This window comes from Roseiarcus fermentans (assembly GCF_003315135.1).
Taxonomy (GTDB): domain Bacteria; phylum Pseudomonadota; class Alphaproteobacteria; order Rhizobiales; family Beijerinckiaceae; genus Roseiarcus; species Roseiarcus fermentans.
This window is the reverse complement of sequence record NZ_QNRK01000033.1, coordinates 38,003-64,652: the sequence shown is the minus strand read 5'-3', so window position 1 is coordinate 64,652 and position 26,650 is coordinate 38,003. Positions and strand designations below refer to the sequence as shown.

The window sequence follows — 26,650 nt, the reverse complement described above, 5'->3', positions numbered from 1 at the left end:
CCTCTGACGAAAAGCGCGCCGCTGACCGGCGGCAAAAAAGCCCGGAGGCGGTGATTTTAACAAGGGAGGAAGGCCGTGAACTCGAAGTCCGGAAATGGGGTGAACGTACGGTTCATCCAACCTGACGCCCGGCGACGCTCGGTGCGCGGCCTAGCCTTGTTTGCCGCGAGCCTGGTTCTGTCCAGCCCCGGCCACGCCGCGACTCCCGTCCCGGAGGTGTCGGCGGCCATTCCCGACACGTCGACCTCCCACCCGTTCACCGCGGGGGGAACGGACCTCGCCGCCCATGGCTTCCGCCTCGACGAGTACCTGATGAGCGGCACGGCGAATGTCTACGACTGGGGCAGGGACGGCAACGCGGCCAAGCCCCAGGTGCGCACGGCAGGCGCGCCCTACACGACCCGCATTCTGGTCAGGGCCCCGAGCGATCCGGCCAAGTTCAGCGGCGTCGTCTGGGTGGAGATGAACAATCCCTCACGCGGGTGGGACGTGGAGGTCGAGTGGCCGACCGTCCAGGAAAAGGTGATGCGCGACGGCGACGCCTGGGTCGCCGTGACCGTCAAACCGAACGTGATCGCGTCGCTGAAGCGCATCGACCCGGAGCGTTACGCCCGACTGGCGATGGACAACCCGCTGCCGCCGGAACAGCAGACTTGCGGCAAGCTGCCGAACGAAGACGGCTATGACGAGAATTTGTCGAAGTTGTACGAGAACGGATTGACATGGGACATCCTGAGCCAGACTGCAGCCCTGGTCCGTAGCAAGAGCAAGGACAATCCCCTGCGGGCCTATGACGTGAGATACGTCTTTGCAACTGGCGAGTCGCAGACGGGCTTCTTCCTGAACACCTATGGCGCCAACTTCGCAGAGGATGCGAAGCTGGAGAATGGCCACACCGTCTATGACGGCCTGGTCTCCGTCTCGGGCGCCGGCAGGCCTGTGCCGATCAACCAATGCGCGACCGCCGCGGCCGCCAACGAGCCGCGCAGCCAGTTGCCCGCCAAGCACATGCCGTTCATGCGCATCGACGCGCAGGGCGATATCTTCCAGCTTGGCAGTCACTTGTGGCCCGCCGCCGACAGCGATGCGCCGGACGCCGGTTACCGCATCTACGAGCTTGCAGGAGCGCCGCACGGCCCATCCTGGATCGTCAACTACCAGCCCCCGGCGAATGAAATCGTGAGGGCCGGCAAGGGAGCATGGGACGTCCCCTACGCCTACGGAGGCGCCGAGCCGAAGGCTAACCATTTGCCACGACAGTATATCGAGCCCGCCATGTTCGCCAATATGGAGCGGTGGGTCATCAAGGGCATCGCGCCGCCACGCGCCGAGCCGATCCACGTGAAGGACGGGGTCGGATCCCAGACCAGCCTGTTCAATGAAACCATCAATGCGTCATTCGAGAAGGACGAACACGGCAATGTCCTGGGCGGCGTCCGCAGCGCCAACGTCGACGTCCCGATCGCCACATATGACGAGTCGGCCACGGCGCAGCCCGGATATCCCTACAATTGGTCGTTCGGCCATCAGGAAGACTTCACCGGCGAGGTCTTGCAGAAGATCTATGGGCTCGTGGGACCCCATCAGGAATATGTGGCCAGAATAAAGGCTTCCGTAGAGGCGCTGGTGAAGGCCCGGTGGTTAGAGCCCGAAGAGGGGCAGAAGATCATCATGGAGGCTGAACTGACGCCGATCCCTTGAACGGGCGCGTCGGGGACGCGCTCACAGCGCAGGGCTTGCTTGGCGGCGGTTTGAGGGCGCCGCCGCCGATGCTCGTAGCCGAAGAGCAGAGGGAAATTCGCTGCAACAGGAGGAATTCGTGAACGTTCGATTTGCCTATCAGGCCAACTGCTGGGGGCCGCTCGGCGGCGCCGCGGTCGGCGTCACCTCGATCGGCCAGCTGACCTACGTCACTTTCGGCGACATGGCCCAAGCGATCGCGGACATCGCCGCAGCCGGCTACCAGGGCGTCGAAATGTTCGACGGCAACGTGGTCGACTATCCCGGCGGGCCGTCCGCCCTGAAGTCGGCTCTGTCGAACGCGGGCGTCAGTCTCGTCGCCGTCTATTCCGGCGCCAACTTCATCTTCCCCGACATCCTCGACGAAGAACTCGGCCGCATCGCTCGCGTCGCCGACGCGGCCGCGGGGCTTTCGGCGGAGCATCTCGTCGTCGGCGGCGGCGCCCGGCGCCTCGAAGGCGTCCAGCCCGGCGACTACGAGCGCCTGGCGGGCGGCCTGGAGAAGGTCGTCGCCATCGCCAGGGCGCGCGGCCTCAAGGCCCACTATCACCCCCATCTCTCGACGATTGTGGAGGGTCCCGCCGAAGTGGATCGGATCTTCGGGCTGACCTCGATCGATTTCTGCCCGGATACCGCGCACCTCGCCGCCGCCGGCGCAGACGTCCCGGCGATGATCCGCAAGCACCGCGCGCGCATCTCCTACGTGCACCTCAAGGGCCTCAGGCGGGAGCCATTCGCCTTCACCCCGCTCGACGAGGGCGACCTCGACAACGCGCCGGTCATCACAGCCCTCACCGAAACGAACTACAGCGGCTGGATCCTGACCGAACTCGACGCCTGGCCGGATCCCAGGGGCGGCGCCGAGCGCAGCCTCGCCTTCATCAACAAGACCATCGCCGGAGCCTGAACTCCGGCCATGCCGGACGAGGCCGCGCGTCGGCCCCGATCCGATCCGTCGAACCGGGCGAAAGACCGGGCGATTCGTTTCCCAAGGAGGAGGACACCATGAAACAACGCAAACTCTTCGCCGCGACCTCGGCGCTGGCGCTGCTCGGAGCGCTGGCTTCGACGCCTGCCTACGCCGTCGATCCGGACGCCGCGCTCGCGGCGATGAAGACCCAGGTCTTCTCGACCGGCCCGAACGGCGAGAAGGCGAGCCCGGCCTCGGGCGTCGCGCTCACCGCCGACGAACTCGCCGCGGTCAAGGCGAAGCACGCCACGGCGGCGCTCGTGTTCCATTACGGCGGCAACGACTGGTCCAACGCGCAGGAGGCCGCGCTCAAGGCGCAGTTCGCCGCCGAGGGCATCGACGTCATCGCCGTGACCGACGCCGGCTTCAAGCCCGAGAAGCAGGTCTCCGACCTCGAAACGGTTCTGGCGAAGAAGCCGGACATCATCGTCTCGATCCCCGTCGATCCGGTGGCGACGGCGGCCGCCTACCAGGCCGCCGCGGACAAGGGCGTCAAGCTCGTGTTCATGGACAACGTGCCGAAAGGCTTCAAGGCCGGCAAGGATTACGTGAGCTCGGTTTCCGCCGACAATTACGGCAATGGCGTCGCGGCCGCGCATCTGATGGCCAAGGCGCTCAAGGGCAAGGGCGAGATCGGTCTCGTCTTCCACGCCGCCGACTTCTTCGTCACCCGCCAGCGCTATGACGGGTTCAAGAAGACGATCAAGGAACAGTATCCGGACATCAAGATCGTGGCCGAGCAGGGGATCGGCGGTCCCGACTTTTCCGGCGACGCCGAGAAAGCGGCCGGCGCGATCCTGACCGAGCACCCGAGAATCAACGCGATCTGGGCGGTCTGGGACGTTCCCGCGGAAGGCGTGATGTCGGCTGCCCGCGCAGCCGGACGCGACGATCTGATCGTGATCAACGAGGACCTCGGCGAGAATGTCGCGATCGCCATGGCCAAGGGCGAGTTCATCAAGGGAATCGCGTCGCAGCGACCCTATGACCAGGGCGTAACCGAGGCGAAGCTCGCGGCCTACGCCCTGATCGGCAAGCCGGCGCCTGCCTATGTCGCGCTGCCCGCGGCCCCGATCACCCGCGATACGCTGCTCGAGAGCTGGAAGGAAATCTATCATCAGCCGGCGACCGACAAGATCGTCAAGAGCATGAAGTAAGGCGGGAGAAGACCTCTCCTCCGCGACGGGCGACCCCGCGACCCTCCGCCGGGTCGCCCCAACAAAACCGAGGACCCAAGGAGACGCCGAGCCATGTCCGACTCTGTGGCCGACAATCCTGCAACGCGGCCGTTCGCCGTCCGCCTGACAGGCGTCACGAAGACTTTCGGCGGCGTCACCGCGCTCAGCGACGTCAGCCTCGACGTGCGCGTGGGCGAGATCCACGCGCTGCTCGGAGAGAATGGGGCCGGCAAGTCGACGATCCTCAAGATCCTGAACGGCGTTCATGCGCCGACCGCGGGCCGCATCGAGGTCTACGGCGAGCCGCTCGACGTGCATACGCCGGAAGCCGCCAAACGCGCGGGGATCGGCATGATCTTCCAGGAGATGAGTCTCGTGCCGACACTGTCGGCGGCGCAGAACATCTTCCTGAACAATGAGGCCAAGGACGGCCTGGGGCTGATCGACGACAAAGCCGCGGCACGCCGCGCCCGCGAACTGTTCGAGACGCTCGGCGTCGAGATCGATCCGAAGGCCCTGGTCGGAGATCTCTCGGCCGGGCAGCGCCAACTCACCGAGATCGTCAAGGCGATCTCGCGCAACGTGCGCGTGCTCATTCTCGACGAGCCGACGACCGCGCTGTCCGGCGGCGAGGTCGAGAAGCTGTTCGCCTTTCTCCGCCGGCTCAAGTCCGAGGGCGTGGCGATCATCTACGTCTCGCACCGGATGGACGAGATCACGCGGATCGCCGATCGCGCCACGATCCTGCGCGACGGACGGCACGTCGTCACCGCGCCGATGAGCGAACTGACGCTCGACAGGATCATCGAGTATATCGTCGGCCGCCGCTCGCGCGGGTTCTCCGACGTCGAGCGTCGCGACGCCTCGCGCGGCGCGCCACTTCTCGAAGTCCGTTCCCTGAGCGGTCCGCGCAAGCCCGTTTCTGTCGATCTCACACTCTATGCCGGCGAAGTCGTCGGCGTCGCGGGCCTGCTCGGCAGCGGCCGCAGCGCGCTGGCGCGCGTCCTGTTCGGTATCGACCGCAAGCGCGCGGGCGAGATCCTCATCCGGGGGGCGCCGGTCGAGATTGCGAGCCCTCGCGACGCGATCGCCAAAGGCATGGCGCTGGTGCCGGAAGACCGGCTGCGTCAGGGGCTCATTCTCGAGCATTCGGTCGAGTCGAACACGTCCTTGTCCATCCTCGACCGCCTGGCGTCGTGGCTGTTCGTGTCGTCGGCCAAGGCGTCCGAAGCGGCCGACCGTCAGATCGACGGATTGCGCATCAAGACGGCTTCGCGCGACGCGGCGGTGCGCACCCTCTCCGGCGGCAACCAGCAGAAGGTGGTGATCGGCAAATGGCTGAACGCCGAGCCGGACATCTTCGTGCTCGACGAACCAACCGGCGGCGTCGACATCGGCTCGAAGGCCGAGATCATCGCGCTCGTCCGCGACCTCGCCGCGCGCGGCAAGGCGGTGCTCGTCATCTCCTCGGAACTCTCGGAATTGCTGACCGCCTCCGACCGCATCGTGGTGATGTCCGACGGGCGCATCGTGAGCGAGGCGGCGCGAGACGCCTTCGACGACCCCAACCCCAACAACGACGTCGGGGAGCAACTGCAATTCGCCGAGCGCAAGCTTTCCCAGATCATTCAGAAGGCCCACGCCCATGTCTGACACGACAGCAAGACCCTCTTTCGTCGCGCCTCTCGTCGCCAACTGGCGTCAGTACATTCCCTATCTCGGGTTCGTGCTGATCTTCGCCTTTTTCTCGGCGACCCTGTTCAACCAGGGCTTCCTCGAGCCGACCAACCAGCTCAACATTCTGCGGCAGACCGCGATGATCTCGATCATGTCCGTCGGCATGACCTACGTGCTGTCGGCAGGCGAGATCGACCTGTCCATCGGCATGGTGGCGGGCCTGATCTCGTGCGTCGTCGCCGTCGCCATGGACCATTTCGGCGTCGTGGCCGGCGTGGCGGCGGGCCTGGCGGCAGGCGGCGTGGTCGGCCTCGTCAACGGCCTGCTCACGACGAGGATCGGCATTCCCTCGTTCCTGACGACGCTCGCGATGATGGGCATCGCCCGCGGCACGGCGATGTGGATGACGCAGACCAAGTCGATTCCGATTCTCGACGACGGCTACAACTGGCTGTTCGGCGGCGGCAATCTCGGCCCCATCCCCGTGCTGGTCATCTGGACCGCCGTCGTCGCCGTCGTCGGACACGTGGTGTTGCGCCGCACGACCTTCGGCCGGCGGGTGCTGGCCACCGGCGGCAGCGAGACCGCGGCGCGCTACAGCGGCATCGACACCAAGGGCATCAAGATGCGCGTCCTGGTCATCTCGAGCCTCGGCGCCGCCCTGGCGGGGATGCTGTACGCCGGCCGCCTGCACTCGGGCCGCTTCCAGCTCGGCGAGGGCGACGAACTCTCCGTCATCGCGGCCGCGGTGCTTGGCGGAACAAGTCTCTTCGGCGGCTCCGGCACCGTGGTCGGCTCGATCGTCGGCTCGCTGATGATCGGCGTCATCAACAACGGCCTGCTGCTGATGGGTCTCGAATACAGTCAGCAGCTCATCGCCCGAGGGATCATCATCATCATCGCCGTCGCGATCAGCCAGTCGCGCAAGTGAGGAGAGGTTCGTCCATGTCGCTCTGCACCCTGATCGGCACGGTGGTCGCCAAGGACGAGACGCGCGAAGAATTGCGCGAGATCCTCGCCGGCCAGGTCGCGCCGACCCGCGCCGAGCCCGGTTGCGTGAATTACGACCTTCACGTCGACGCGAACGACCGGAACGTCTTCGTCTTCTACGAGAACTGGCGCAGCCGGGCCGATCTCGACGCGCACCTGAAGGCGCCGCACCTCCAGCCGCTGTTCGGCCGCCTCGAAGAGCTGCTCGCCCGCCCGGTCGAGATGAGGTTCCTCGACATGATCAGCGAACCCGCCTGATCCACGGGGGGCGCCGGCCCCCCGACCCGAAGCCGGGATTCCAGCCCCAGGCGGCAGCCACGCGCTGACCGCACGGGACCTCTTTGCCCTCTCAACCCAGGAAGGAGATCACACCATGACCAGGACCCTCAATATCGCGATGATCGGCGGCGGCTTTATGGGCAAGGCCCATGCGCTCGCCTATGCGGCGATGCCGATGTTTTTCTGGCCCGCGCCGGCCATTCCCCATCGCAAGGTGGTCGTCGACGTGACAGCCGAACTCGCCGAGGCGGCGCGCCGGCGCTACGGCTTCGACGAAGGCTCGCACGACTGGAAGAGCGTGATCGAGCGAAAGGATATCGACGCCATCGACATCGTCACGCCGAACGACAGCCACGCCGAAATCGCCATCGCCGCCGCAAAGGCCGGCAAGCACATCATCTGCGAGAAGCCGCTCGCACGCGGTGGCGAAGAGGCCAAGACCATGCTCGACGCGGTCGAAAAGGCCGGCGTGACCCACATGGTCGCCTTCAACTATCGCCGGACGCCGGCGGTGGCGCTCGCCAGAAAGTATATCGAGGAAGGACGGATCGGAACGATCCTGTCGTTCCGCGGCACGTACCTGCAGGACTGGTCGGCCGACCCGAACGGTCCTCTGTCCTGGCGCTTTCAGAAGAAGATCGCGGGCTCGGGCGCCGTCGGCGATATCGGCACCCACGTCATCGATCTCGCCCGCTATCTCATCGGCGAAATCACCGCAGTCAATTCGATCGTCAAGACCTACATCGCCAGCCGTCCGTTGCAGTCCAGCGGCTTCGATCAGCTCGCCGCCTCCGACAAGAGCGGCAAGGGTCCGCGTGGGCCAGTCGACGTCGACGATGAGATGCTGACCCTGGTCAAGTTCGCCGGCGGCGCGACCGGTTCGATCGAGGCGACCCGCAACGCTTACGGCCGCAACAACTTCATCACCTTCGAGATCCACGGCGACAAGGGCTCGATCGCCTTCAACTACGAACGCATGGACGAGCTCGAAGTGATGTTCGCCGACGATCCCGGCGACGCGCGCGGATTCCGCACGGTCTATACCGGCCCGGCGCATCCTTACGGAGGCGCGCTCTGGCCGATCCCGGCGCTCGGAACCGGCTACGGCGAGACGAAAATCATCGAGTGCTTCGACTTCGTCAGCGCGATCGTCAAGGGCGAGCAGCCGTCGCCGAACTTCCGCGACGGATGGATCACCGAACTCGTCGCCGACGCCATCCTGAAGTCAGGCGAGACCCAGACCTGGGTCGCTGTCGGCTGAAGCGAGGAGAGCGGGCCGGAGCCCGTCAATCGGGGCTCTTGTCTGCCCGATCATATCGCTGGAGACCGGGCTCGCCTTCGCCTCAGGGTCGAGACTGCGCATTCGCCGGGACCTCGGCCGCCGACCGCAATGTGCGCAGTCCCGCCGTTCCCTGACTGCAGCGCACCCGCCAAGATATCCCGTCCGGTAGCGGCGCTCTTTGGATTACAGGCGCAAATCGCTATCCCGCCAGTAGCAAATCAAGGCAGTTGCGCGCCCCCGTGACCAGCCTTCCAAAAGCCCCCGGCAAACAAAGCCGGGGGCTTTCGCATGTCCGGGCCGAGACGCTTGCGCATCGGTCTCCGCGGGGCCGCCGCTGCGGCCGCCACGGCCGAGGATCGCGCGGTTCGGGTCCGGCGCGCGTTGGGCCCGACGCCCGGGAAAATCGGGCGCGCACCGCACCGTCAGACGACGTCGACCCAGACCGTGTGCTGCACGGAGCGTCCGCTCGCCGGGTGCGCGATGCCGCCCGGCCGGACCTCGCAGTCGCGCGCGGAAACGCCCCAGGCGCCGGCGACCGCGCAGACCGCCGGCCCCTGCGCGCTCTCCGCCGCCGCCTGCGCCCGCCGCCACAGCGACGCCGGCCGTCCGGATCCGTCCGCCGCGCCGGCCTCCAGCCGCACGGCCGGCAGTTCACGCAGGACCCGTCCGTCCGCGTCGAGCCAGGCGAGGCGGACGGCGGTGGAATCCGCCCGCATGAGCACCCAGGCCGCGACCATCCGGGCGGAGGCGGCCGAGGCGGCGTCCGTCCCGAGCGGCGCCGCCGCTGCGAGCGTCGCGGCCGGAAGCCCTGTCGCAATCGCGACCGCGACGCCGGCTTCCAGCACCGCGCGGCGGTTCATGACGATACCGTTCATGCGAAGTTCCTCCTCGAACGAGCCGCTGGCGGGGTGAGCGCGTCAAGGCGTCGATCGGCGCGGCGCCGGCTCGCGCGCGGCGCCCGGCCGCTCATTGCCGATGATCTCCATCTCGTTGCTGCCCGGCCGGCCGGCGTGCTCCTGCTGCTCGTGCTGCAACGGATCGGCGACATACTGGAACGCCGGCTCGCTGTTCCACGGCCCGCGCAGATCGGCGCCCGGCCCCGACGACAGGTTGAAGTAGACGTTGACGCTGTTGTCGGGCTGAAGATCGCCGAACAGCGGATCGGACAGCTTGTTGACGGAGTTCAGCGCCTCCATGAACATCTTCGTGTGCGCGACCTCGCGGGTGGCGAGGAACCGCAGCGCCTTCTGCGACCCCTCGTCGTCGGTCAGCGCGAGGAGCGCCTCGTAGGTGGCGAGCGCGCCGGCCTCCGCCGCCACATTGGCGCGCAGATCGCGCACCACGTGACCGCCTTCGTTCACGTAGCGTGCATCCCAGAACGTCCCCTTGGAGTCGACGAGGTGCGGTCCGGGCCCGCGCAGGGCGAACAGGGTGCTGCGGAAGGCGCGATCCTGCGCCTCCTGGTTGGCCTTGCGGGTGTGCTGCTCGATCAGCAGCGCGATCACCTCGAGATGGGTGAATTCCTCCGTCCCGATATCCTGAAGCATGTCGCGGATGCCGGCGTCCTCGGTGTGGAACGATTGGGTCCAGTAGGTCAGCGCGGCGGTCAGCTCTCCGGTCCCGCCGCCGTATTGCTCGAGCAGCTTCTCGGCGAAGGTCGGATCGGGGTTCCGGACGTTGACTTCCGTCTGCAGGATCGGGCGATGAAGGAACATGGGCGAACTCCTTGGGTTGGGCGCGGCGGCTGAACTCCGGCTCGCCGTCGCCAGTTCCGAGCTCTGCGGCGGTTATTATTGTCGCCCGAGTCTCGCCATCCCGGCGCCGCGCCCGGCGCGCTCGCGGGCGCGCGCGGCGGCGACGACGGATCGGGCGCGGCGCTTTCCGGCGCCAGCGATTTTCGCCGGGCGCCGCGCGCGCAGACCGTCAGACGGCACGATCGCGCGCCAATTCAAGATCCAACAGGGGCGCCCTCGCCGCCGCGCCCATTCGGGGTCAGGCGCCCGCCCCGGCGCCGCAGCATTTCTTGAACTTCTTGCCGCTGCCGCACGCGCAAGGATCGTTGCGTCCGAGCTTCGGCGCGCCGACGGCGACGGTTCCTCGATCGCCTGCGCCGGGCCCGACCGCCTGTCCGTGGACGAACAGCCAGTCCCCGCGCTCCGTCCGGCGAAACCGGGACCGTTCGTGATGACGCACGACGGCCCCGTCGAGCCGGTAACTGGCGACGAATTCGACCGATCCCGCGGCGTCGCCGGCGCCGCCGCGCTCGGTCGCGACGACGCGCAGCCCGAGCCAGGTCGCCTGCGCCGCCCAGGCCCGCGCCGCCGGCGCGTCGAAACCGGCGCGCGATTCCGGCGCGGTGGTCCGCGCGATGTAGTCGATCTCGCCCCGCGCATAGGCGACGTAGCGCGAGCGCATCAGCGCTTCGGCTGTCGGCGGATCGCCGCGGCCGGCGAGGTACGGGCCGCAGCACTGGTCGAAAGGCTTCTCGGAATCGCAAGGGCAGCGCATATCGGGGACGAGTAACACGAAAGCGGCATGGGCGGAATCCGATCCGGCGTGTTTGGCTCGGGAGACCCGCCGTCGCCCGGCGGAGCGAGGTTCCGTCTTGCCGGCGCAGGTTGATTGCTCCACTATGCCGGCTGTTGCGGTCGCCTTCGCGGGCGACGGCCAGGACATCATTGGGGAGGAAGACCTTGGCCCGTGCGTGGGAGCCGACCAGGCGGCAGTTCGTGGTTGTGGGTGCGGCGCTGGTCGCGGCGTCCCGGGCGGCGTTCGCCGAAGAGATGAAGCCGCTGAAGATCGGCGTCATGAACGACATGTCGAGCGTCTATTCCGACTTTCAGGGCATAGGCTCGGTCATCGCCGCCCGGCTGGCGGTGGACGATTACGCCGCCAAGCTCGGCGTTCCGGTGGAGATCGTCACCGCCGACCACCAGAACAAGCCGGACGTCGGCGCCGCGATTGCGCGCAAGTGGTTCGACACCGACGGCGTCGACGTGATCATGGACCTGCCGAATTCCGCGGTGGCGCTCGCCGTGCTCGGGGTGGCCCAGGACAAGAACAAGGCGGTGATCGGCTCGGGCGCCGGCTCGTCGGTGATGACGGGCCCGAAGTGCTCGAAGAATTTCGTCCACTGGACCTACGACACCTACTCGTCCGGCACGGCGCTCGGCAAGGCGCTGACGGAAGCGGGCGGCAAGACCTGGTTCTTCGTCACCGCCGATTACGCATTCGGCAAGGACCTCGAGGCCAATTGCGCCGCCGCGGTCCAGGCCGCGGGCGGAAAAGTGCTGGGCTCGGTGCGGCATCCGCTCAACACCGCGGACTTCTCCTCGTTCCTGCTCCAGGCGCAAGGATCGGGCGCCGAAATCGTCGCCTTCGCCAACGGCGGCGGCGACACCAACGGCTGTTTCAAGCAGGCGCACGAGTTCGGGTTGACGCCGCAGCAGAAGCTCGCCGCCTTCACCCTCAACGTCACCAATGTGCCGGCGCTCGGGCTCGACATCGTGCAGGGCGCGCTGTTGCCGACCGCCTTCTATTGGGACGCCAACGACGGAACGCGAGCGTTCGGCCAGCGCTTTCTGGCGGCCCATCCCAAGAAGCTCATGCCCAACGACATGCAGGCCGGCATGTACGGCGCGACCGCGCATCTGCTCAAGGCGGTCGCCGCCACCGGCAGCGCCGCCGACGGGGTCAAGCTGGTCGACGCGATGAAGGCGATCCCGACCGACGACCCGTTGTTCGGCAAGGGGTCGATCCGGGAGGACGGGCGCGCGCTGCACCCGATTTTCCTCTACCGGGTGAAGACGCCTGCCGAATCGAAATCCGAATGGGACGTGTTCGAGCTCGTCTCGACCATCAAGCCGGAAGACGCCTTTCGTCCGCTCGCCAAGGGCGGCTGTCCGTTCGTCAAGGCTTAACAAGCCGCGTCGCGGCGCGCAAAAAGGAACGGGCGGAGGAAAGCCTCCGCCCGTTTCGTCGAATCCGAGGGCCTTCCGGCGCTGCCGCCGAAGCGCTCTGTCACCGCGCCGATCAGCGCCGGATTGACGGGTCGCGGCCGGTGAGCAGGTGCGCTTCCGGCGCTCCGTGGCCGATCGGTCACGGCGCCGGCCGCGGAAGGCCTCGTATGGGAAATTCCCTGTCACAGGCGACGAGCGGCGCGCCGCTCTGCGAGTATCCTCAGATCAATGGTCAAGGCAATCGGGAACCTCCTCCAGACGATGCAGGGTCATCCTGGCGTCGAAGCCCTGTGGATCGGGGAACGTTGACGCTGCGAGCGCCTGCAAACGCTGCGTGGCTTCCGCACGCGCGGAGACGCTGTCGAAGCGATCGAGAATTGTCGTCGGCGCCGGCGCGCCGCGCGCGACGGACAGAAGCGCGAGCATGTCTGCTTCGCGCCCCTCGATCCGCAGGCCGAGCCGCCCGTCCGGCAAATCGACGAGCGGGGATGGACGGGATCAGGCGCTTCCGGCGGCGAAAATCGTCAGCCTGTCGCACGCGCCGCGCAGCACGGCGCGGATCGGCATGGCTTCGGCCGGCCCGTCCGCGAGCGCCTCGGCGAGGGTCGCGAGCTTGTCCTCGCCCTCGATCAGCAGCGCGATCGCCCGGGCGCGCAGAATGACCCGGCCGGTCAGCGTCAGCCGCGGCTCCGGCGCGTCGGGGGCCTCGATCGGCGCGACCAGATTGCGCGCGCCGGGGTCCATCGCTTCCCGCAACCCCTGGGCGCCGGGAAACCACGAGGCGGTGTGGCCGTCGTCGCCCATGCCGAGGACGACGACGTCGGCGGGCAGGGGCAGGCTGGCCAGTCTGGCGCTGGCGGCCGCGAGTTCCTGGTCGGGGGCGAGGCGGGCGTCGGCGAGCGGCGTGAAGGCCGCGGCCGTCGCGCGGTTGCGCAGCAGCGCCGCGCGCACCAGCCGCGCGTTCGAGCGCGGGCTCAGGTCGGGGACACGGCGTTCGTCGGCGAGCGTGACGGCGACCCGGGTCCAGTCGAGCGCCTCGGCCGACAGCGCCGCGAAGAAGCGCTCGGGCGTCTTTCCGCCCGACACCACCAGCAGCGCCGCGCCGCGCTCGGCGATCGCCGCGCGCAGCCGCTCGGCGGTCCAGGCGGCGAAGGAAGGCGCGAGCGCTTCGCCGTCGGCGAAGTCGCGACGCTGAAGGTCATTCGCCATCGTGCTCGTCCTCGTTCCAGGTGCGCCCGTCGCGCTCGATCAGCGCCACGGAGGCGTTGGGGCCCCAGGTTCCGGCGGCGTAGGGGCGCGGCGGCTCGCGCATCGCCGCCCACGCCTCGCGAACCGGATCGATGAAGCGCCACGCCGCCTCCACCTCGTCGCGCCGCATGAACAGCGCCGCGTTGCCGCGGATCGCGTCCATCAGCAGGCGTTCGTAGGCGTCCGCCGAGGCCATGCCGAAGGCCTTGGCGAAACTCATGTCGAGCGGCAGGTGCTGCAGGCGCATGCCGCCCGGCCCCGGCTCCTTGACCATCATCCAGAGCTTGACGCCCTCGTCGGGCTGGACCCGGATCACCAGCCGGTTGGCCGGAATGGAGTCGGACGGCATGTCGAAGATCACGTGCGGGACGCGCTTGAACCCGACCACGATCTCGGAAAACCGCTGCGGCAGCCGCTTGCCGGTGCGCAGGTAGAACGGCACCCCCGCCCAGCGCCAGTTGGCGACGCTGATCCGCATCGCCACGAACGTCTCGGTCATGCTCTCGTGCCTGCCCACGTCGTGAAGGTAGCCGGGAACCGGCCCGCCGTCGGCGAATCCGGCGCGGTACTGCCCGCGCACCGTCAGAGACGCCGCGTTGCTGCCGTCGATCGGCTGCAGCGCCTTCAGCACCTTGAGCTTTTCGTCGCGCAGCGAATCGGCGTCCATCGAGTTGGGCGGCTCCATGGCGGTCAGGCACAGGAGCTGCATCATGTGGTTCTGCACCATGTCGCGGATCGCGCCGGATTCGTCGTAGTAGGCGCCGCGCCCCTCGACGCCGAGCGTCTCGGCCACCGTGATCTGCACGTGATCGATGTGCGCGCTGTTCCAGATCGGCTCGAGCAGCGCGTTGGCGAAGCGCAGCGCCATCAGGTTCTGCACCGATTCCTTGCCGAGATAGTGGTCGATGCGAAAGATCGCCCGCTCCGGGAAGACCGATCCGATGTCGGTGTTGATCGCGTCCGCGGTCGCGCCGTCGCGGCCGATCGGCTTTTCCACGATGATGCGCGAGCGCTCCGTCGCCAGCCCCTCGGCCCCGAGCCGTTTGGCGATCGGGCAGAAGAGGTCCGGGCCGGTGGCGAGATAGAAGGCGCGGATCCGGTCGTCTCCGCCGAGGGTTTCGCGCAGATCGCTCCATCCGGAGTCGCCGGCCGCGTCCGCCGCCACGTAGTCGAGGCGCGCGAGAAAACGCTCGAGGTCGGCGGAAGAGGCTTCGTCCGCCGCGGCGAACCGGACGAGCGCGTCCTTCACGCTGGCGCGGAAGGCGTCGCGGTCGAGATGCCTGCGACTGACGCCGATGATGCGGGTCGGCTCGGTGAACTGGCCGCTGCGCTCGCGATGAAACAGCGCCGGATAGAGTTTGCGATAGGCGAGATCGCCGGTCCCGCCGAAGACGACGAGATCGAACGGGTCAACCTTGACGATGCGCGCAGCCATTCCGCCTCTCAGGAGTTCGTCGAACATCGACGCTTCTAGCGCATCGCGTCGCCCGCGACACGCGAAGCGGCGATTTCGCTTCGAGCGCCGCCCGGGCGAACGACGGCGACCTGCTCTTAGCCCGCCTGCGCCACGACGTCCTTGAGCAGGACCTCCCGGTCCCGCCCGAAGGCCTTCACCAGAGGCAGGGCGGCCCCGCCGATCGCGCCCGCGTCGGCCCCGACTGTTCCCGACGCGATCGCGACGTCGCTCAAGCCCCTCCGGTCCATCGTTTCGAACGCTTCCGTCGTGCGCGCCGTCAGCCGGTCGCGGACGGCCGCCGGCATCTCGCCGTCGATGACGATCGCTTCGAAGTCGACGACGGAAATGGCCGCGACGGAGGCGCAGGCGAGCGCTTCCGCCGTCTCCTCGATCCAGGCGTCCAGCGGCGCTCCGAAATCGGCCCACGCGTCGGGCGTGGCCCAGATCGACGACGCGTCGACTCCGGCGGCCGCGAGACGGCGTTCGAGCTGGTAGATCGAGGCGCAGGCGATCAATTGCGGCGGGCCGCCCGCGTCGCTGCGCATCGCCACCGGCATCGACCCGATCGCGCCGGCGTTGCCGGTGCGCCCGATCCGCAGCGCGCCGTCCAGCACGATGCCGCCGCCGATGAAAGCGCCGAGGAAGAAGTACAGGAAGTCGCGATAGCGCCAGCCGCGGCCGAAGAAGAACTCCGCGGCGCAGGCGGCCGTCGCGTCGTTGCACAGCAGCACCGGATAGGCGCAGGCCTTGGCGATCTCGCCAGCCGTGTCGAAATCCCGCCATCCCGCCATGGCGCCGGCGGGAGCGGCGATCTCCGCCTCCCAGGTCCAGAGCTGAAACGGCATGGCGACGCCGACGCCGGCGATCCGGCGGCGCTGCGCCTCGGTCAGGGAGCCGACCAGCAGAGGCGCCTGCTCGCCGACGAAGTCCAGAATTCGCTCGGGCGTCGGGAAGGCGAAGGTGCGGTGGGCGCGCTGGCGCAGGGTTCCCCGGAAATCGACCAGCACGAGATCGCAACTGCGCCGCCCGATCTTGAGGCCGAGCGAATAGGCGCCGTCGGGATCGAGCGACATCGGGATCGTCGGCTGCCCGACGCGCCCGCGCAACGGCGCCTCGCGCTTCAGCAGGCCGTCCGTCTGCAACCGGTTCATGATCGCCGACGTCGATTGCACGGAAAGCCCCGTCAGCCTCGCCACCTCGATCTTGGACAAGGGCCCGAACCGCCTGACCAGCGACAGGAGCAGGCGTTCGTTGTACAGCCGCACGCCCGACTGGTCGGCCCCGCTCGCGATTTCCGCGAACGTCGACGGGAGCTGCGCAAGCGCCGATTCGCCGGGGCGGCCTGCGCCCTGGCGCGAACCCTCTCCCGCCTCCGTCATCCTCCGGCCCTCGATTCTCGTTGTCCTCGACACCCGCAAATTAGAGGAACCGACTCCGCTGTCAAGAATTATTACAACGGATATAATTATCCTTGACTCTCGCCGCGAAGTGGAGCGAGATTGCCCACGACGACGCATGGAGGCCAGGCAACGCGAGGATTCTCGCGAACTTCGCCCCGGGAACAGCGCCGCCGATTGTATCCCCTTGGGAGGAACAAGTGAAAAAAATCTCCGCCATCCTTGCGACCGTCGCCGCCGCGGCCGTCACCGTCGCGCTCACCGGCGCCGCGTGGGCCGACGGGCCGATCGTCGGCCTCGTCACCAAGACCAACACCAACCCGTTCTTCGTCAAGATGAAGGAAGGCTTCGAGGCCAAGGCCAAGGAACTCGGCCTGACGCCGCAAGCCTACGCCGGCAAGGCCGACGGCGACAACGACGGCCAGGTCGCCGCGATCGAGCAGCTGATGGCCGCCGGCGCCAAGGGCATCCTGCTGGTGCCGAGCGACTCGACCGCCATCGTGCCGACGGTCAAGAAGGCCCGCGACGCCGGCATCGTCGTCATCACGCTCGACACGCCGCTCGACCCCGTCACCGCCGCCGACGCGCTTTATGCGACCGACAACTTCAAGGCCGGGCAGCTGATCGGCGCCTGGGCCAAGGGGACGCTCGGCGACAAGGCCGCCACGGCCAAGATCGCGACGCTCGACCTCGCGGCCAACCAGCCGTCGGTCGACTACCTGCGCCACAACGGCTTCCTCGACGGCTTCGGCATCAAGGTGAAGGACCCGAAGCACTTCTCGACCAGCGACAGCCCGCAGATCGTCGGCTCCGACGTCACCGCCGGCTCGACCGAGGGCGGCCGCAAGGCGATGGAGAACATTTTGCAGAAGGCCGACGAGATCGACCTCGTCTACGCCATCAACGAGCCGGCTGCATACGGCGGCTACGCGGCGCTCAAGGCGGCGGGCAAGAACAAGGGCGTGACGGTGGTCGCGGTCGACGGCGGCTGCCAGGGCGTCAAGTGGGTCAAGGAGGGCATCATCGGCGCGACCTCCCAGCAATATCCGCTGCTGATGGCGGCCGACGGCGTCCAGGCGATCGCCGACTACGTCAAGACCGGCAAGAAGCCGACCAGCATCGACACCGGCGAGAAGCTCGTCACGGATCATCCGGTTCCGGGCGTCCCCTCGATCAGCGTCGACGAGGGCATGAAGCTCTGCTGGGGTTGATTTCCCGCCGAGGGGGGCGCTTAATCCCCTGAAAGAGCCAAAAATCCCGGCGGCCGCGGCGAAGATCGCGGCCGGCGGGCCGAAACGAGCGCTCGAGACATCGGGAAACGAACGAGGAAGCCCATGAGCGAAGCGACTCCGACGGGCCGTCCTGCGCAGCAGGAGTTCGAGAAGGTTCTGGCCGGGGCGACCACCAGCGTCGCCTCGTTCGACGAGGAGCGGCTCACCCTGCTCCAGCGGCTCCAGCGATTCCTGCACGCCTATCCGACGACGGTGCCGTTCGTCGTGCTGGCGCTCGGCCTTCTGCTCGGCGTTGCGGTCAATCCGCACCGCTTTACCTCCGCGAGCAATCTCTCGACCGTCCTGACCCAGGTGATGGTCACCGGCCTTCTCGGCATCGGGCAGACGCTGGTGATCCTGACTGCCGGCATCGACCTGTCGATCGGCGTCATCATGGTCATTTCGTCGGTGGTGATGGGGCGTCTGGGCGTGCTCGACGGGGTGCCGACGATCATCGCCTTTCCGCTCGGTCTCCTGTGCGGCGCGGTGTTCGGCTACGTCAACGGAGCGCTGGTGACGCGGCTGAAGATGCCGCCGTTCATCGTCACGCTCGGCACGCTGAGCATCATCGGCGCGCTCATCACCTTCTATTCGCGCAGCGAAACCATCGGCATGCAGGACATCGACGAGCAGGCGCCGTTCCTGAGCCTGATGGGCGATCAGGTCGCCATCGGCGACGTGCGGGTGATGTGGGGCACGTTCCTGCTGCTGATCGTCGCCGCGGTCGTCTGGTACATCCTCACCCGCACCGCCTACGGCCGCCACGTCTACGCGACCGGCGACGATCCGGAGGCGGCGCGGCTCGCGGGCATCGACACCGACCGGATCCTGCTCAGCGTCTACGTGTTCGCCGGCTTCATCGCCGCGATCGCCGGCTGGGCGCTGATCGGCCGCGTCGGCGCGATCAGCCCGACCGCGGGCGAGAATATGAACCTGAACAGCATCACCGCGGTGGTGATCGGCGGCACCTCGCTGTTCGGCGGGCGCGGCTCGATCATCGGCACCCTGGTCGGGGCGCTGATCGTCGGCGTGTTCCGCTCCGCCGTTTCGCTCGCCGGCCTCGACGTGCTGTGGCAGGAATTCGCCATCGGCGTCCTGATCATCGTCGCGGTCGCGCTCGACCAGTGGATCCGGAGGGTTTCCAAGTGAGCGTCGAACCCATTCTCACCTGCCGCCAGCTCGTCAAGCGCTACGGCCGCGTCACCGCGCTCGACCATTGCGACTTCGACCTCTATCCCGGCGAGATTCTCGCCGTCATCGGCGACAACGGCGCCGGCAAGTCGACGCTGATCAAGGCGATCTGCGGCGCCGTGATCCCGGATTCCGGCGAGATCCGGCTCGGCGGCGAGGTGGTCAGTTTCAGCTCGCCGATCGCCGCGCGCGAGGCCGGCATCGAGACCGTCTATCAGACGCTGGCGCTGTCGCCGGCGCTGTCGATCGCCGACAACATGTTTTTGGGCCGCGAGCCGCGCATGCCCGGCTTCATGGGCCAGTGGCTGCGGGCGACCGACCGCGGCCGGATGGCGCGATTCGCCCGCGAAAAGTTGAACGAACTCGGGCTGATGACGATCCAGAACATCCACCAGCCGGTCGAGACGCTGTCGGGCGGCCAGCGCCAGGGCGTGGCGGTGGCGCGCGCCGCCGCCTTCGCCAAGCGCCTCGTGATCATGGACGAGCCGACGGCGGCGCTCGGGGTCAAGGAATCGCGCCGGGTGCTCGAACTGATCCTCGACGTGAAGAAACGCGGCCTGCCGATCATCCTGATTTCGCACAACATGCCGCACGTGTTCGAGGTCGCCGACCGCATCCACATCCACCGCCTCGGCCGCCGGCTGACCGTCGTCGACCCGAAGGCGGTGACGATGTCGGACGCGGTGGCGATGATGACCGGCGCCATGGCGCCGCCGATGCAGGCGGAGGCGGCGTAGGGTCGCTCGGCCCGGCAGGCGCGCCGGGGAGCCGTCCGCCAGACCTGCCGGCGCGGGACCGGAGTCAAGCGCCTGTTCCCGCGGTCGGCGGCGCGCCGCGCGGCAGGGCCGCGCGGTCATCGACGAAGGCTGAGCGCCAGGGGCGGTCGCCGCATGATCCTCGCCGCCTCCCCGGGGGTCGCGATCGCCGCCCTGAGGCGCCCGCCTCGTCGGCCGCCGCAGGCGCGCCAACCCGAGAAGGGCGAGAAGAGGGATGGCGGCGCCGGCGGCGTCCGAGGCTGGACGCGCCCCCACGGGACCGCGTCCCTGCACGTGGGAAATATACCCACGGCTAGTTAGTTTTCATACTCCCGGCCGATTTGCAAGGGGGACGTTCGCATCCTCCCGGGCGGCGGCCGCGGCGCGAAAACCGCCCCGATCCGGCGGATCGAGCCCCGGCCGGCCGCGCCTCGCGCGCCCGTCGCCGCTCAGGTCCGCCTCTCGCCTTCTCCGCTCGGGGGAAGCTCCACCGCGTCGCCCGCGAGGTCGACGACGAAGCGGCTGCCGCCGCCCGGCGCCGCCTCGCAGCGGGCGCCGCCGCCGTGCCGCTCCGCGATCTGGCGCACGAGCGACAGGCCGAGGCCCCAGCCGCCCGAGGATTCGCTGCGCCCCGGGGGCCGGTAGAACGGCGCAAACACCCGCTCGCGCTCTTCGGGCGCGATCCCGTCGCCGCAGTCCGACACGGCGACGCGCGCGAGGTTTCCGTCGCGGACGACGGCGATGCCCACCGGCGGGCGGCCGTGCTTGACCGCGTTCTCGAGCAGATTGCGGATCAGGCGGCGCAGCAGCGTCGCGTCGCCGTCGATTTCGACCGGCGCGCCGCTCTCGGCGAGGCTCGCGGCGCCGGGCTCGAGCCGCGCCGCCTCCTCCGCGGCGAGCGCGGTGAGATCGACCCGAGCGCCCGGCGGCCGCGGCGCGCGGTCGTAGTCGAGGCGGCTCGCAAGCAGGATCTCGTCGACCAGTCCGTCGCTTTCGGCGAGGTTGCGGTTGATCTCGGCGAGCAGGTCGGGGCTCGGCCGCGCCAGCCACAGCTCGATCGCCATCCGCAGGCGCGCCAGCGGCGAGCGCAGTTCGTGGCTGGCGTTGGCGAGCAGCGCCCGCTGCGAGGTCAAGAGGTCCTCGATCCGGCCCGCGGCGACGTTGAAGGCGCGCGCGACGACCGCCACCTCGTCGTGCCCGGCGTCGTCGACGCGCAGCGCGAGTTCGCCCGCGCCCCAGCGCTCGACCCCGGTTCTGAGGCCCTCGAGCCGGCGGGTCAGCCGGGCGGTGAGCGGAAAGGCCGCGAGCCCGACGCCGCCGGCAGCCAGCAGCACGAGCGAGAGCATGCGCAGGTGCGGCCGCGGGCCCGGCGGGCGCAGCCGCGCCAGCACCGTGCGGCCGTCGGGAAGATCGATGCGCACGATGTGCGGCGGCGGCCCGAACCGCATGCGTTCCCCTTCGCCGAAGGCGATCGGGGCGCCCTGCGCGGCGACCAGAGCGCCGCGGGCGTCGTAGGCGGAGACGTCGGCGTCCATCTCGTCGCCGAGCCGCTTCATCGCCGCCGCGATCGCGCCCGGCGGGCTGTCGCGCTCGGGGATCAGCCGTTCGTCGACCTCGAGGTGGAACGCGCCCCAGCGCGGACGGCCGCTCTCGCCGACCAGCGACCAGAACGCGCCCATCAGCACCGCGACGGCGACGAGGCTCGCGAGCAGCGTCAGGTAGATCTTCCAGAACAGCCGACGCTGGACCACGATCATGCCTCGCCGTCCTGCTTTCTGGCGAACACGTAGCCGGCGCCGCGCACGGTGATGATGCGGCGCGGGTGCTTGGCGTCATCCTCGATCAGCGCGCGCAGCCTCGAAATGTGGACGTCGACGGTGCGGTCGCAGGCGTCGAGCTCCTCGCCCTTGACGAGGTCCATCAGCCGCTCGCGGCTCAGCACCCGCCCGGCGTTCTCGGCGAGCGCGACCATCAGGTCGAACTGGTGGCTGGTCAGCGTCTTCTCCTCGCCGTCGACGCTGACCCTGCGCGACTCGCGGTCGATGACGAGCCGGCCGAAACGCAGTTCGCCCGACCCGGCCGCCCGGGGCAGCGGGCCGCGGCGCAGGATGGCGCGCAGCCGCGCCAGCAATTCGCGCGGGCTGAAGGGTTTCGGCAGATAGTCGTCGGCCCCGAGTTCGAGGCCGACGATCCGGTCGGTTTCGTCGCCGCGCGCCGTCAGCATCAGGATCGGCGTCTGGGCGCGGGCGCGGATCGTCCGGCAGAGTTCGAACCCGTCGATGTCGGGCAGCATCACGTCGAGGATGACGGCGTCGAACGCCGTGCGCCCGAGCGCCGCGAGGCCCTCGCGCCCGGTGAGCGCGCGGTCGACGACGAACCCGGCGGCGCCGAGATAGTCGCCGACCATGGCGGCGAGCCGCTGATCGTCGTCGATGATGAGAAGCCGCTCCGCCATGGCGCGCCCTTGTCCCGCTGATGCCGCGGGGGGTTCCTAGCAGGCCTCGTCCGGCCTCGTCAGTCCTTGTCGGGTCCGCCGTCCGGTCCGTGGCCGGGGCCGTCGTCCGGTCCGCCGTGCGGGCCGTCCATCATCGGACCGTGGCCCCAGTGGCCCCAGTGGCCCCAGGGGCCTCCCATGGGCCCGCCCATCGGGCCGCGCTCGGCCATCTCCTCGGCGTGGGCGGCGAGCTTGGCGCGCTGGTCGGGGGTGAGCTGGTCGGCGATGTCGAGGAGGCCGGCGACGATCGCCTTGGACTTGGCGTCGAACTTCGCCACCGCGTCGAGCCGCATCGTTTCCACCGCGGCGCGGTCGATCGTCGGGGCGGCGAGAAGCGCCAGCGCCTGCTTGCGCATGGCCGCCCGCTCGTCCGGGTCGGGACCGAGTTCGGCGAACCGGGCGGCGACGATGTCGTGGATCTTGGCTTCCTGCGCCGAGCTCGCGCCGACGCTGTCGAGCGCATGGGCGATGGCGCGCTGGGCGAAGGCGAGCCGCATGCCGTCCCGCCACCCGGCGCCGTCGGCGCCGGCCGTCGCCGCATAGGCCGCATATCCGCCGGCCGCGAGCGCGACGCCGCCGACGAGCACGCCGGCCAGCGCCGCAGGGCGAAGCCAGCGCCGCCCGCGGCGGCCCGTTGGCGTCTGCGCGAGGCCTTGCGGCTGGTTCGCCGTATTGTCCGTGATCATGGTTCTCTCCGTCATCGGCGGCGCGTGGGCGCCGCTTCGACAGGGACGCTACGGCGCGCGCGTTGCGCGCGTTCCGGTTGAATGTGAAGAAGGATGAAGGGACGGGGGCGTTTCCGCGGCGGCTGTTCACGCGGCTGCGATTTGCCCGCCGTAACGATCGAGGGTTAGGTGTCCGCTCCCCGCGGACGCGAACTCGAGAATCGGGAGAGGACCCCATGCGCTATCGACCGCTCGGCCGCACCGGCCAGTACGTCTCGGAAATCTGCCTCGGCACCATGACCTTCAGCGGCGGCGCCGGGTTCTGGCAGGCGATCGGCAAGCTGGATCAGGCGGCCTCGACCGCGCTCGTCGTGCGGGCGCTCGAAGCCGGCGTCAACTTCATCGACACCGCCAACGTCTATTCGGAAGGGCGGTCCGAGATGCAGCTCGGCCAGGCATTGCGGGACCTCGGCGTCAAGCGCGAGGACGTGATCGTCGCCACAAAAGTGCGCGGCCGGATGGGGCCGGGGCCGAACGCGGTCGGCCTGTCGCGCGGCCACATCCTCGACCAGATCGCCGGGAGTCTCGAGCGGCTCGGCCTCGCCTACGTCGACCTCTACCAGATCCACGGCTTCGATCCGGTGACGCCGATCGAGGAGACGCTCAGGGCGCTCGACAATTGCGTCCAGCGCGGCCTCGTGCGCACGATCGGCTGCTCGAACCTCGCCGCCTGGCAGATCATGAAGGCGCTGGCGATCTCGGACAAACACGGGCTCGCGCGGTTCGAGACGGTGCAGGCCTATTACTCGATCGCGGGCCGGGAGCTCGAGCGCGAGATCCTGCCGCTCGTCGAGGACCAGGGCCTCGGCGTGATGGTGTGGAGCCCGCTCGCCGGCGGCTTCCTGTCCGGCAAGTTCACCCGCGACAAGCGCGGCGACAACGACTCGCGCCGCACGACCTTCGACTTCCCGCCGGTCGACAAGGAGCGCGCCTTCGACATCATCGACGTGATGGGAACGGTCGCCAAGGCGCACGAGACGTCGGTGGCGCGGGTGGCGCTCGCCTGGCTGCTGGCGCGCAAGGGCGTCATGAGCGTCATCGTCGGCGCCAAGACCGTCGAGCAGCTCGACGACAACCTCGCCGCTACGAGCCTCGCGCTGACGGCCGAGGAGATCGCCGCCCTCGACACGGTCAGCGCGCTTAAGCCCGAATATCCCGGCTGGATGCTGGCGCGCCAGGCCGACGGCCGCGTGCCGGGGCCGAAGGGGTAAAGCGCGCGCGCTCGAACGGAGGGAGCGCGTCTCGCGCTCCTTCGGAGGCGGCGGCGAAGCGCCGCCTCTCCAAAAAAATACCGTCTATTTTCGGAGGAAGACATGCGCAAGGTCAAGTGGGGCGTGCTCGGCGTGGCGAAGATCGCCACGGAAAAGGTGATTCCGGCGATGCAGCGCGCGCAGCGCTGCGACATCGCCGCGATCGCCTCGCGCGACGATTCTCGCGCGCGGGAGGCGGCGAACCAGCTCGGGATCGGCCGCGCCTATGGCTCCTACGAGGCGCTGCTCGCCGATCCGGAGATCGAGGCGATCTACAATCCGCTGCCGAACGAATTGCACGTGCCGTGGTCGATCAAGGCGCTGGAAGCGGGCAAGCCCGTCTTGTGCGAGAAGCCGGCGGCGCTGACCGCCGAGGAAGCGCGGACGCTGGTCGCGGCGCGCGACAGGAGCGGAAAACTCGTCGCCGAGGCCTTCATGGTCCGCTACCACCCGCAATGGCGGCGCGCGCGCGAGCTCGTGCAATCGGGCGTGATCGGGCGCGTGGGCGCGATCCAGACCTTCTTTTCCTATCATCTGCTCGATCCCGACAACGTGCGCAACCGGCCGCCGGGCGGCGGCGGGCTCTACGACATCGGCTGCTACGCGGTGGCGACCGCGCGCTATCTGCTCGGCGCCGAGCCGACGCGGGTCGCGGCGAGCCTCGAGCGCGACCCGGCTTTCGGCGTCGACCGGCTGGCGAGCGGCATCGTCGCGTTTCCGGGCGGCCGCCATCTGACCTTCAGCGCGGCGACGCAGCTCGCGCCGCACCAGCGGGTGACGGTCGTCGGCGAAGCCGGGCGGATCGAGATCCTGGTGCCGTTCAACGCGCTGCCCGACCGGCCGATGCGGATCGTGATCGACGACGGCGCCGATCTCATGGGCGCCGGGGCGCGGGTCGAGGAATTTCCGGTCTGCGACCAGTACGGCCTGCAGGGCGACGCGTTTTCCCGCGCGGTCCTGGGCGAAGCGCCGCTCGAGTTCCCGATCGAGGACGCGGTCCTGAACATGCGCGTCATCGACGCGCTGTTCGGCGCGGCCGAGAGCGGCATGTGGCAGGCGCTGTAGGGAATGCCCTGCTGCGCAGTCGAAGCGAGGGCCATGACCATGCGCTGGATCGTCGGCCGGCGCCGCCGTCAGGCATGGTTTGCGCCGCTGTCGCTGCTGCTGGCGCTGGCCGTGTCGCCCGCGCGCGGCGCAGAGCCGGAGGCGGCGCCGGAGCCGCCCCTGCCGATCCGCTTCGTCGTCGTCACCACGTTCGATACCGGCGACGACACGGGCGCGCCCGGCGAGTTCAGCACCTGGGTGGTCAACTACCCGCTGCCGGTCGTCATTCCGTTCCCGCAGGGCTATCACCATCTGCGCTACAATCCCGACAAGCAGGTGCTCGGAATCGAAACCGGCGAGGGGCCGACGCGCATGGCGGCCTCGATCACGGCGCTCGCCAACGATCGCCGCTTCGATCTCAGCCACGCCTACTGGATTCTGGCGGGAATCGGCGGCATCGATCCGAACGCCGGGCCGGCGGGATCGGCGTCATGGGCCGAGTACGTCGCCGATGGCGACCTCGCCTACGAAATCGACGCACGCGAGATTCCAGGCGACTGGAGCAGCGGTTACGTGCCGCTCGGCCGCTCCGCCCCCTACCAGAACCCGCCGCCGCCTGCGGACTCGACGAACGGCGACAATCTGTTCCATCTCAATGCGGGCCTCGTCCGGTGGGCGTTCCAGTTCGACCATGCCCATGTGACGTTGCCCGACACCGCCAGGCTGCAGGCGCTTCGCGCGCACTTCAGCGCCTATCCCAAGACACAGTCGCCGCCGTTGATCCTGAAGGGCGACACGCTGGCCGCCGGAACGTTCTGGATCGGCGACCGGCTCAACGCCTGGGCGGAGAACTGGGTGCGCTACTGGAGCCACGGCATGGCGGTCTTCACAATGTCGGCCGAGGAGGACGCCGGCTATATGCAGGCGTTGACGTTCCTGGCCCAGAACCACGCGATCGATATCGATCGCGTGCTCGATCTGCGCGCCGCCAGCGATTACACCACGCCCGGTCCAGGTCAGACGCCCGCTCAACTGCTCGCTCAGGATGCGGCGGGCGGCGGTCTCTCGGCCTTCGACGAGAGCCTGCAGAACGTCTACCTCGCCGGCAGCGCCGTGGTGAACGAAATCGTCGATCACTGGGACGAGTACGGCAGCCGGACGCCTTCGGCGCCGGGGCCGTAAATCGGTCGAGCGGAGGGGCGAGAGTCCGACCGCCTCCTCCCGCCGCCAGGTCAGGATCCGGCGCGGCAGCCTCGACGGATCGCTCCCGGCCGCCCTCGCGAGTCGCGACACCCCCCCGAGGGGCGCTCGCTTGCAAGGACGCGGGGCCGGAGGATGACCCGGCGCGCCCATCCCCGGCAGGGCCGAGGCTCCAGGGTTGGGGGCGACACCGGCCGGCCTCCCGCGAAACGATCCCAAGCCCTCTCGCGGGACTCTTGATTGAGCGTTCTGTGTTCCGGCGGTGTCGCGCCCGCCCTTCCGACACCATGCAGGCTGTGTCCACAATTAGGACTTATACGTAGAGTGCAGGTTCTGGGTCGCTCCCGGACACTATGTCGCATGACCAGAGCGCGAGCGCAGGGGATGGCAGCAGAGACGTCGACGAAGAGGTCGGGGATGAACTTGACATGCGCAGAAAGGTCATCGCTGTTTTACTATCGCGTCATCGGATATTTGCCGATACGAGGGCGGCGGGCGGCCTGGACCCGGTCTCGCATAGGGGCTCGGAAGCCGTCTCGCCGGC

The 26,650-nt window shown here is 68.9% G+C and carries 24 protein-coding genes; 14 read left to right on the top strand and 10 right to left on the bottom strand.

The features are described 5' to 3' along the window. The first annotated feature begins 75 nt into the window (after positions 1-75). From DFR50_RS23875 to DFR50_RS23845, 7 genes are all read left to right on the top strand, one after another. A complete protein-coding gene (locus DFR50_RS23875) occupies positions 76-1,701 on the top strand; it encodes an alpha/beta hydrolase domain-containing protein (RefSeq protein ID WP_147262882.1) in 1,626 nt (541 codons plus the stop codon). 118 nt (positions 1,702-1,819) lie between these two features. Next, a complete protein-coding gene (locus tag DFR50_RS23870; protein ID WP_210209024.1) occupies positions 1,820-2,647 on the top strand; it encodes a sugar phosphate isomerase/epimerase family protein in 828 nt (275 codons plus the stop codon). A gap of 98 nt (positions 2,648-2,745) precedes the next feature. After that, positions 2,746-3,867 carry a substrate-binding domain-containing protein gene (locus tag DFR50_RS23865; protein WP_113891777.1) on the top strand — a complete coding sequence of 374 codons (1,122 nt, stop codon included), beginning with the start codon at positions 2,746-2,748 and terminating at the stop codon, positions 3,865-3,867. A 93-nt stretch (positions 3,868-3,960) separates the two neighbouring features. Further along, entirely contained in the window at positions 3,961-5,541 is a 1,581-nt protein-coding gene (locus DFR50_RS23860) for a sugar ABC transporter ATP-binding protein (RefSeq protein WP_113891776.1), read from the top strand. Next, on the top strand, positions 5,534-6,496 hold the full coding sequence (locus DFR50_RS23855; RefSeq protein WP_113891775.1) for an ABC transporter permease: 963 nt from the start codon (positions 5,534-5,536) through the stop codon (positions 6,494-6,496). Before DFR50_RS23860 ends, DFR50_RS23855 begins: the two co-directional genes overlap by 8 nt. A gap of 14 nt (positions 6,497-6,510) precedes the next feature. Continuing rightward, positions 6,511-6,813 (top strand): putative quinol monooxygenase, encoded by a 303-nt coding sequence (locus tag DFR50_RS23850; protein WP_113891774.1) that lies wholly within the window; start codon positions 6,511-6,513, stop codon positions 6,811-6,813. Between the two features lie 115 nt (positions 6,814-6,928). Then, complete coding sequence (locus tag DFR50_RS23845; protein WP_113891773.1) at positions 6,929-8,095, top strand: levoglucosan dehydrogenase; 1,167 nt, start codon at positions 6,929-6,931, stop codon at positions 8,093-8,095. 443 nt (positions 8,096-8,538) lie between these two features. On the opposite strand, the gene DFR50_RS23840 is transcribed toward DFR50_RS23845, so the two are convergent. The 3 genes from DFR50_RS23840 to DFR50_RS23830 form a co-directional block, all read right to left on the bottom strand. Beyond that, positions 8,539-8,991 carry a hypothetical protein gene (locus DFR50_RS23840; protein ID WP_113891772.1) on the bottom strand — a complete coding sequence of 151 codons (453 nt, stop codon included), beginning with the start codon at positions 8,989-8,991 and terminating at the stop codon, positions 8,539-8,541. A gap of 42 nt (positions 8,992-9,033) precedes the next feature. Then, a complete protein-coding gene (locus DFR50_RS23835; RefSeq protein WP_113891771.1) occupies positions 9,034-9,831 on the bottom strand; it encodes a manganese catalase family protein in 798 nt (265 codons plus the stop codon). 277 nt (positions 9,832-10,108) lie between these two features. Continuing rightward, positions 10,109-10,624, bottom strand: coding sequence for a YchJ family protein (locus tag DFR50_RS23830; RefSeq protein WP_113891770.1), 516 nt, complete (start codon positions 10,622-10,624; stop codon positions 10,109-10,111). Positions 10,625-10,809: 185 nt separating this feature from the next. Between DFR50_RS23830 and DFR50_RS23825 the strand changes: the two genes are divergently transcribed. Further along, on the top strand, positions 10,810-12,036 hold the full coding sequence (locus tag DFR50_RS23825) for an ABC transporter substrate-binding protein (protein WP_245428097.1): 1,227 nt from the start codon (positions 10,810-10,812) through the stop codon (positions 12,034-12,036). Positions 12,037-12,300: 264 nt separating this feature from the next. Here DFR50_RS23825 and DFR50_RS23820 read toward each other — a convergent pair whose 3' ends face one another. The 4 genes from DFR50_RS23820 to DFR50_RS23805 all read right to left on the bottom strand — a co-directional run bounded on the left by DFR50_RS23820 (position 12,301) and on the right by DFR50_RS23805 (position 16,158). Continuing rightward, on the bottom strand, positions 12,301-12,501 hold the full coding sequence (locus DFR50_RS23820) for a hypothetical protein (RefSeq protein WP_170153365.1): 201 nt from the start codon (positions 12,499-12,501) through the stop codon (positions 12,301-12,303). 72 nt (positions 12,502-12,573) lie between these two features. After that, positions 12,574-13,284 carry a 6-phosphogluconolactonase gene (gene pgl / locus DFR50_RS23815; protein ID WP_113891768.1) on the bottom strand — a complete coding sequence of 237 codons (711 nt, stop codon included), beginning with the start codon at positions 13,282-13,284 and terminating at the stop codon, positions 12,574-12,576. Then, positions 13,274-14,758 carry a glucose-6-phosphate dehydrogenase gene (gene zwf / locus DFR50_RS23810; RefSeq protein ID WP_113891793.1) on the bottom strand — a complete coding sequence of 495 codons (1,485 nt, stop codon included), beginning with the start codon at positions 14,756-14,758 and terminating at the stop codon, positions 13,274-13,276. The genes pgl and zwf overlap by 11 nt, the downstream gene beginning before the upstream one ends. Before the next feature lie 116 nt (positions 14,759-14,874). Next, complete coding sequence (locus tag DFR50_RS23805; RefSeq protein ID WP_113891767.1) at positions 14,875-16,158, bottom strand: ROK family transcriptional regulator; 1,284 nt, start codon at positions 16,156-16,158, stop codon at positions 14,875-14,877. Positions 16,159-16,376: 218 nt separating this feature from the next. Here DFR50_RS23805 and DFR50_RS23800 point away from each other — a divergent pair, with 218 nt between their 5' ends. The 3 genes from DFR50_RS23800 (at position 16,377) to DFR50_RS23790 (ending at position 19,375) form a co-directional block, all read left to right on the top strand. Further along, complete coding sequence (locus tag DFR50_RS23800) at positions 16,377-17,387, top strand: substrate-binding domain-containing protein (protein WP_113891766.1); 1,011 nt, start codon at positions 16,377-16,379, stop codon at positions 17,385-17,387. Between the two features lie 123 nt (positions 17,388-17,510). Continuing rightward, a complete protein-coding gene (locus DFR50_RS23795; RefSeq protein WP_113891765.1) occupies positions 17,511-18,596 on the top strand; it encodes an ABC transporter permease in 1,086 nt (361 codons plus the stop codon). Then, entirely contained in the window at positions 18,593-19,375 is a 783-nt protein-coding gene (locus tag DFR50_RS23790; protein WP_113891764.1) for an ATP-binding cassette domain-containing protein, read from the top strand. Before DFR50_RS23795 ends, DFR50_RS23790 begins: the two co-directional genes overlap by 4 nt. Before the next feature lie 467 nt (positions 19,376-19,842). On the opposite strand, the gene DFR50_RS23785 is transcribed toward DFR50_RS23790, so the two are convergent. Genes DFR50_RS23785 through DFR50_RS23775 form a run of 3 tightly spaced genes read right to left on the bottom strand, consistent with a single transcriptional unit; the run spans position 19,843 to position 22,573 of the window. Continuing rightward, positions 19,843-21,150, bottom strand: a complete 1,308-nt coding sequence (locus DFR50_RS23785) for a sensor histidine kinase (protein ID WP_113891763.1) — start codon at positions 21,148-21,150, stop codon at positions 19,843-19,845. Next, positions 21,147-21,848 carry a response regulator gene (locus DFR50_RS23780; protein WP_113891762.1) on the bottom strand — a complete coding sequence of 234 codons (702 nt, stop codon included), beginning with the start codon at positions 21,846-21,848 and terminating at the stop codon, positions 21,147-21,149. The genes DFR50_RS23785 and DFR50_RS23780 overlap by 4 nt, the downstream gene beginning before the upstream one ends. Before the next feature lie 59 nt (positions 21,849-21,907). After that, positions 21,908-22,573: a Spy/CpxP family protein refolding chaperone gene (locus tag DFR50_RS23775; protein WP_170153364.1), complete on the bottom strand. Its 666-nt coding sequence runs from the start codon at positions 22,571-22,573 to the stop codon at positions 21,908-21,910. Positions 22,574-22,788: 215 nt separating this feature from the next. On the opposite strand from DFR50_RS23775, the gene DFR50_RS23770 reads away from it, so the two are divergent. The 3 genes from DFR50_RS23770 (at position 22,789) to DFR50_RS23760 (ending at position 26,088) form a co-directional block, all read left to right on the top strand. After that, on the top strand, positions 22,789-23,823 hold the full coding sequence (locus tag DFR50_RS23770) for an aldo/keto reductase (RefSeq protein WP_113891760.1): 1,035 nt from the start codon (positions 22,789-22,791) through the stop codon (positions 23,821-23,823). A 102-nt stretch (positions 23,824-23,925) separates the two neighbouring features. Next, the gene (locus DFR50_RS23765) at positions 23,926-24,927 is read left to right on the top strand and encodes a Gfo/Idh/MocA family protein (protein ID WP_113891759.1); all 1,002 of its coding nucleotides are present in this window, start codon (positions 23,926-23,928) and stop codon (positions 24,925-24,927) included. A gap of 33 nt (positions 24,928-24,960) precedes the next feature. Then, positions 24,961-26,088, top strand: coding sequence for a purine-nucleoside phosphorylase (locus DFR50_RS23760; protein WP_210209023.1), 1,128 nt, complete (start codon positions 24,961-24,963; stop codon positions 26,086-26,088). Positions 26,089-26,650: the final 562 nt, after the last annotated feature.

Bases quoted from the DNA above. Each gene is read 5' to 3' on its own strand.
- DFR50_RS23865 (WP_113891777.1), top strand. From the start codon at position 2,746: ATGAAACAACGCAAACTCTTCGCCGCGACCTCGGCGCTGGCGCTGCTC.
- DFR50_RS23860 (WP_113891776.1), top strand. From the start codon at position 3,961: ATGTCCGACTCTGTGGCCGACAATCCTGCAACGCGGCCGTTCGCCGTC.
- DFR50_RS23855 (WP_113891775.1), top strand. From the start codon at position 5,534: ATGTCTGACACGACAGCAAGACCCTCTTTCGTCGCGCCTCTCGTCGCC.
- DFR50_RS23850 (WP_113891774.1), top strand. From the start codon at position 6,511: ATGTCGCTCTGCACCCTGATCGGCACGGTGGTCGCCAAGGACGAGACG.
- DFR50_RS23845 (WP_113891773.1), top strand. From the start codon at position 6,929: ATGACCAGGACCCTCAATATCGCGATGATCGGCGGCGGCTTTATGGGC.
- DFR50_RS23840 (WP_113891772.1), bottom strand. From the start codon at position 8,991: ATGAACGGTATCGTCATGAACCGCCGCGCGGTGCTGGAAGCCGGCGTC.
- DFR50_RS23835 (WP_113891771.1), bottom strand. From the start codon at position 9,831: ATGTTCCTTCATCGCCCGATCCTGCAGACGGAAGTCAACGTCCGGAAC.
- DFR50_RS23830 (WP_113891770.1), bottom strand. From the start codon at position 10,624: ATGCGCTGCCCTTGCGATTCCGAGAAGCCTTTCGACCAGTGCTGCGGC.
- DFR50_RS23820 (WP_170153365.1), bottom strand. From the start codon at position 12,501: ATGCTCGCGCTTCTGTCCGTCGCGCGCGGCGCGCCGGCGCCGACGACA.
- pgl (WP_113891768.1), bottom strand. From the start codon at position 13,284: ATGGCGAATGACCTTCAGCGTCGCGACTTCGCCGACGGCGAAGCGCTC.
- zwf (WP_113891793.1), bottom strand. From the start codon at position 14,758: ATGGCTGCGCGCATCGTCAAGGTTGACCCGTTCGATCTCGTCGTCTTC.
- DFR50_RS23805 (WP_113891767.1), bottom strand. From the start codon at position 16,158: ATGACGGAGGCGGGAGAGGGTTCGCGCCAGGGCGCAGGCCGCCCCGGC.
- DFR50_RS23795 (WP_113891765.1), top strand. From the start codon at position 17,511: ATGAGCGAAGCGACTCCGACGGGCCGTCCTGCGCAGCAGGAGTTCGAG.
- DFR50_RS23785 (WP_113891763.1), bottom strand. From the start codon at position 21,150: ATGATCGTGGTCCAGCGTCGGCTGTTCTGGAAGATCTACCTGACGCTG.
- DFR50_RS23780 (WP_113891762.1), bottom strand. From the start codon at position 21,848: ATGGCGGAGCGGCTTCTCATCATCGACGACGATCAGCGGCTCGCCGCC.
- DFR50_RS23775 (WP_170153364.1), bottom strand. From the start codon at position 22,573: ATGATCACGGACAATACGGCGAACCAGCCGCAAGGCCTCGCGCAGACG.
- DFR50_RS23770 (WP_113891760.1), top strand. From the start codon at position 22,789: ATGCGCTATCGACCGCTCGGCCGCACCGGCCAGTACGTCTCGGAAATC.
- DFR50_RS23765 (WP_113891759.1), top strand. From the start codon at position 23,926: ATGCGCAAGGTCAAGTGGGGCGTGCTCGGCGTGGCGAAGATCGCCACG.
- DFR50_RS23760 (WP_210209023.1), top strand. From the start codon at position 24,961: ATGACCATGCGCTGGATCGTCGGCCGGCGCCGCCGTCAGGCATGGTTT.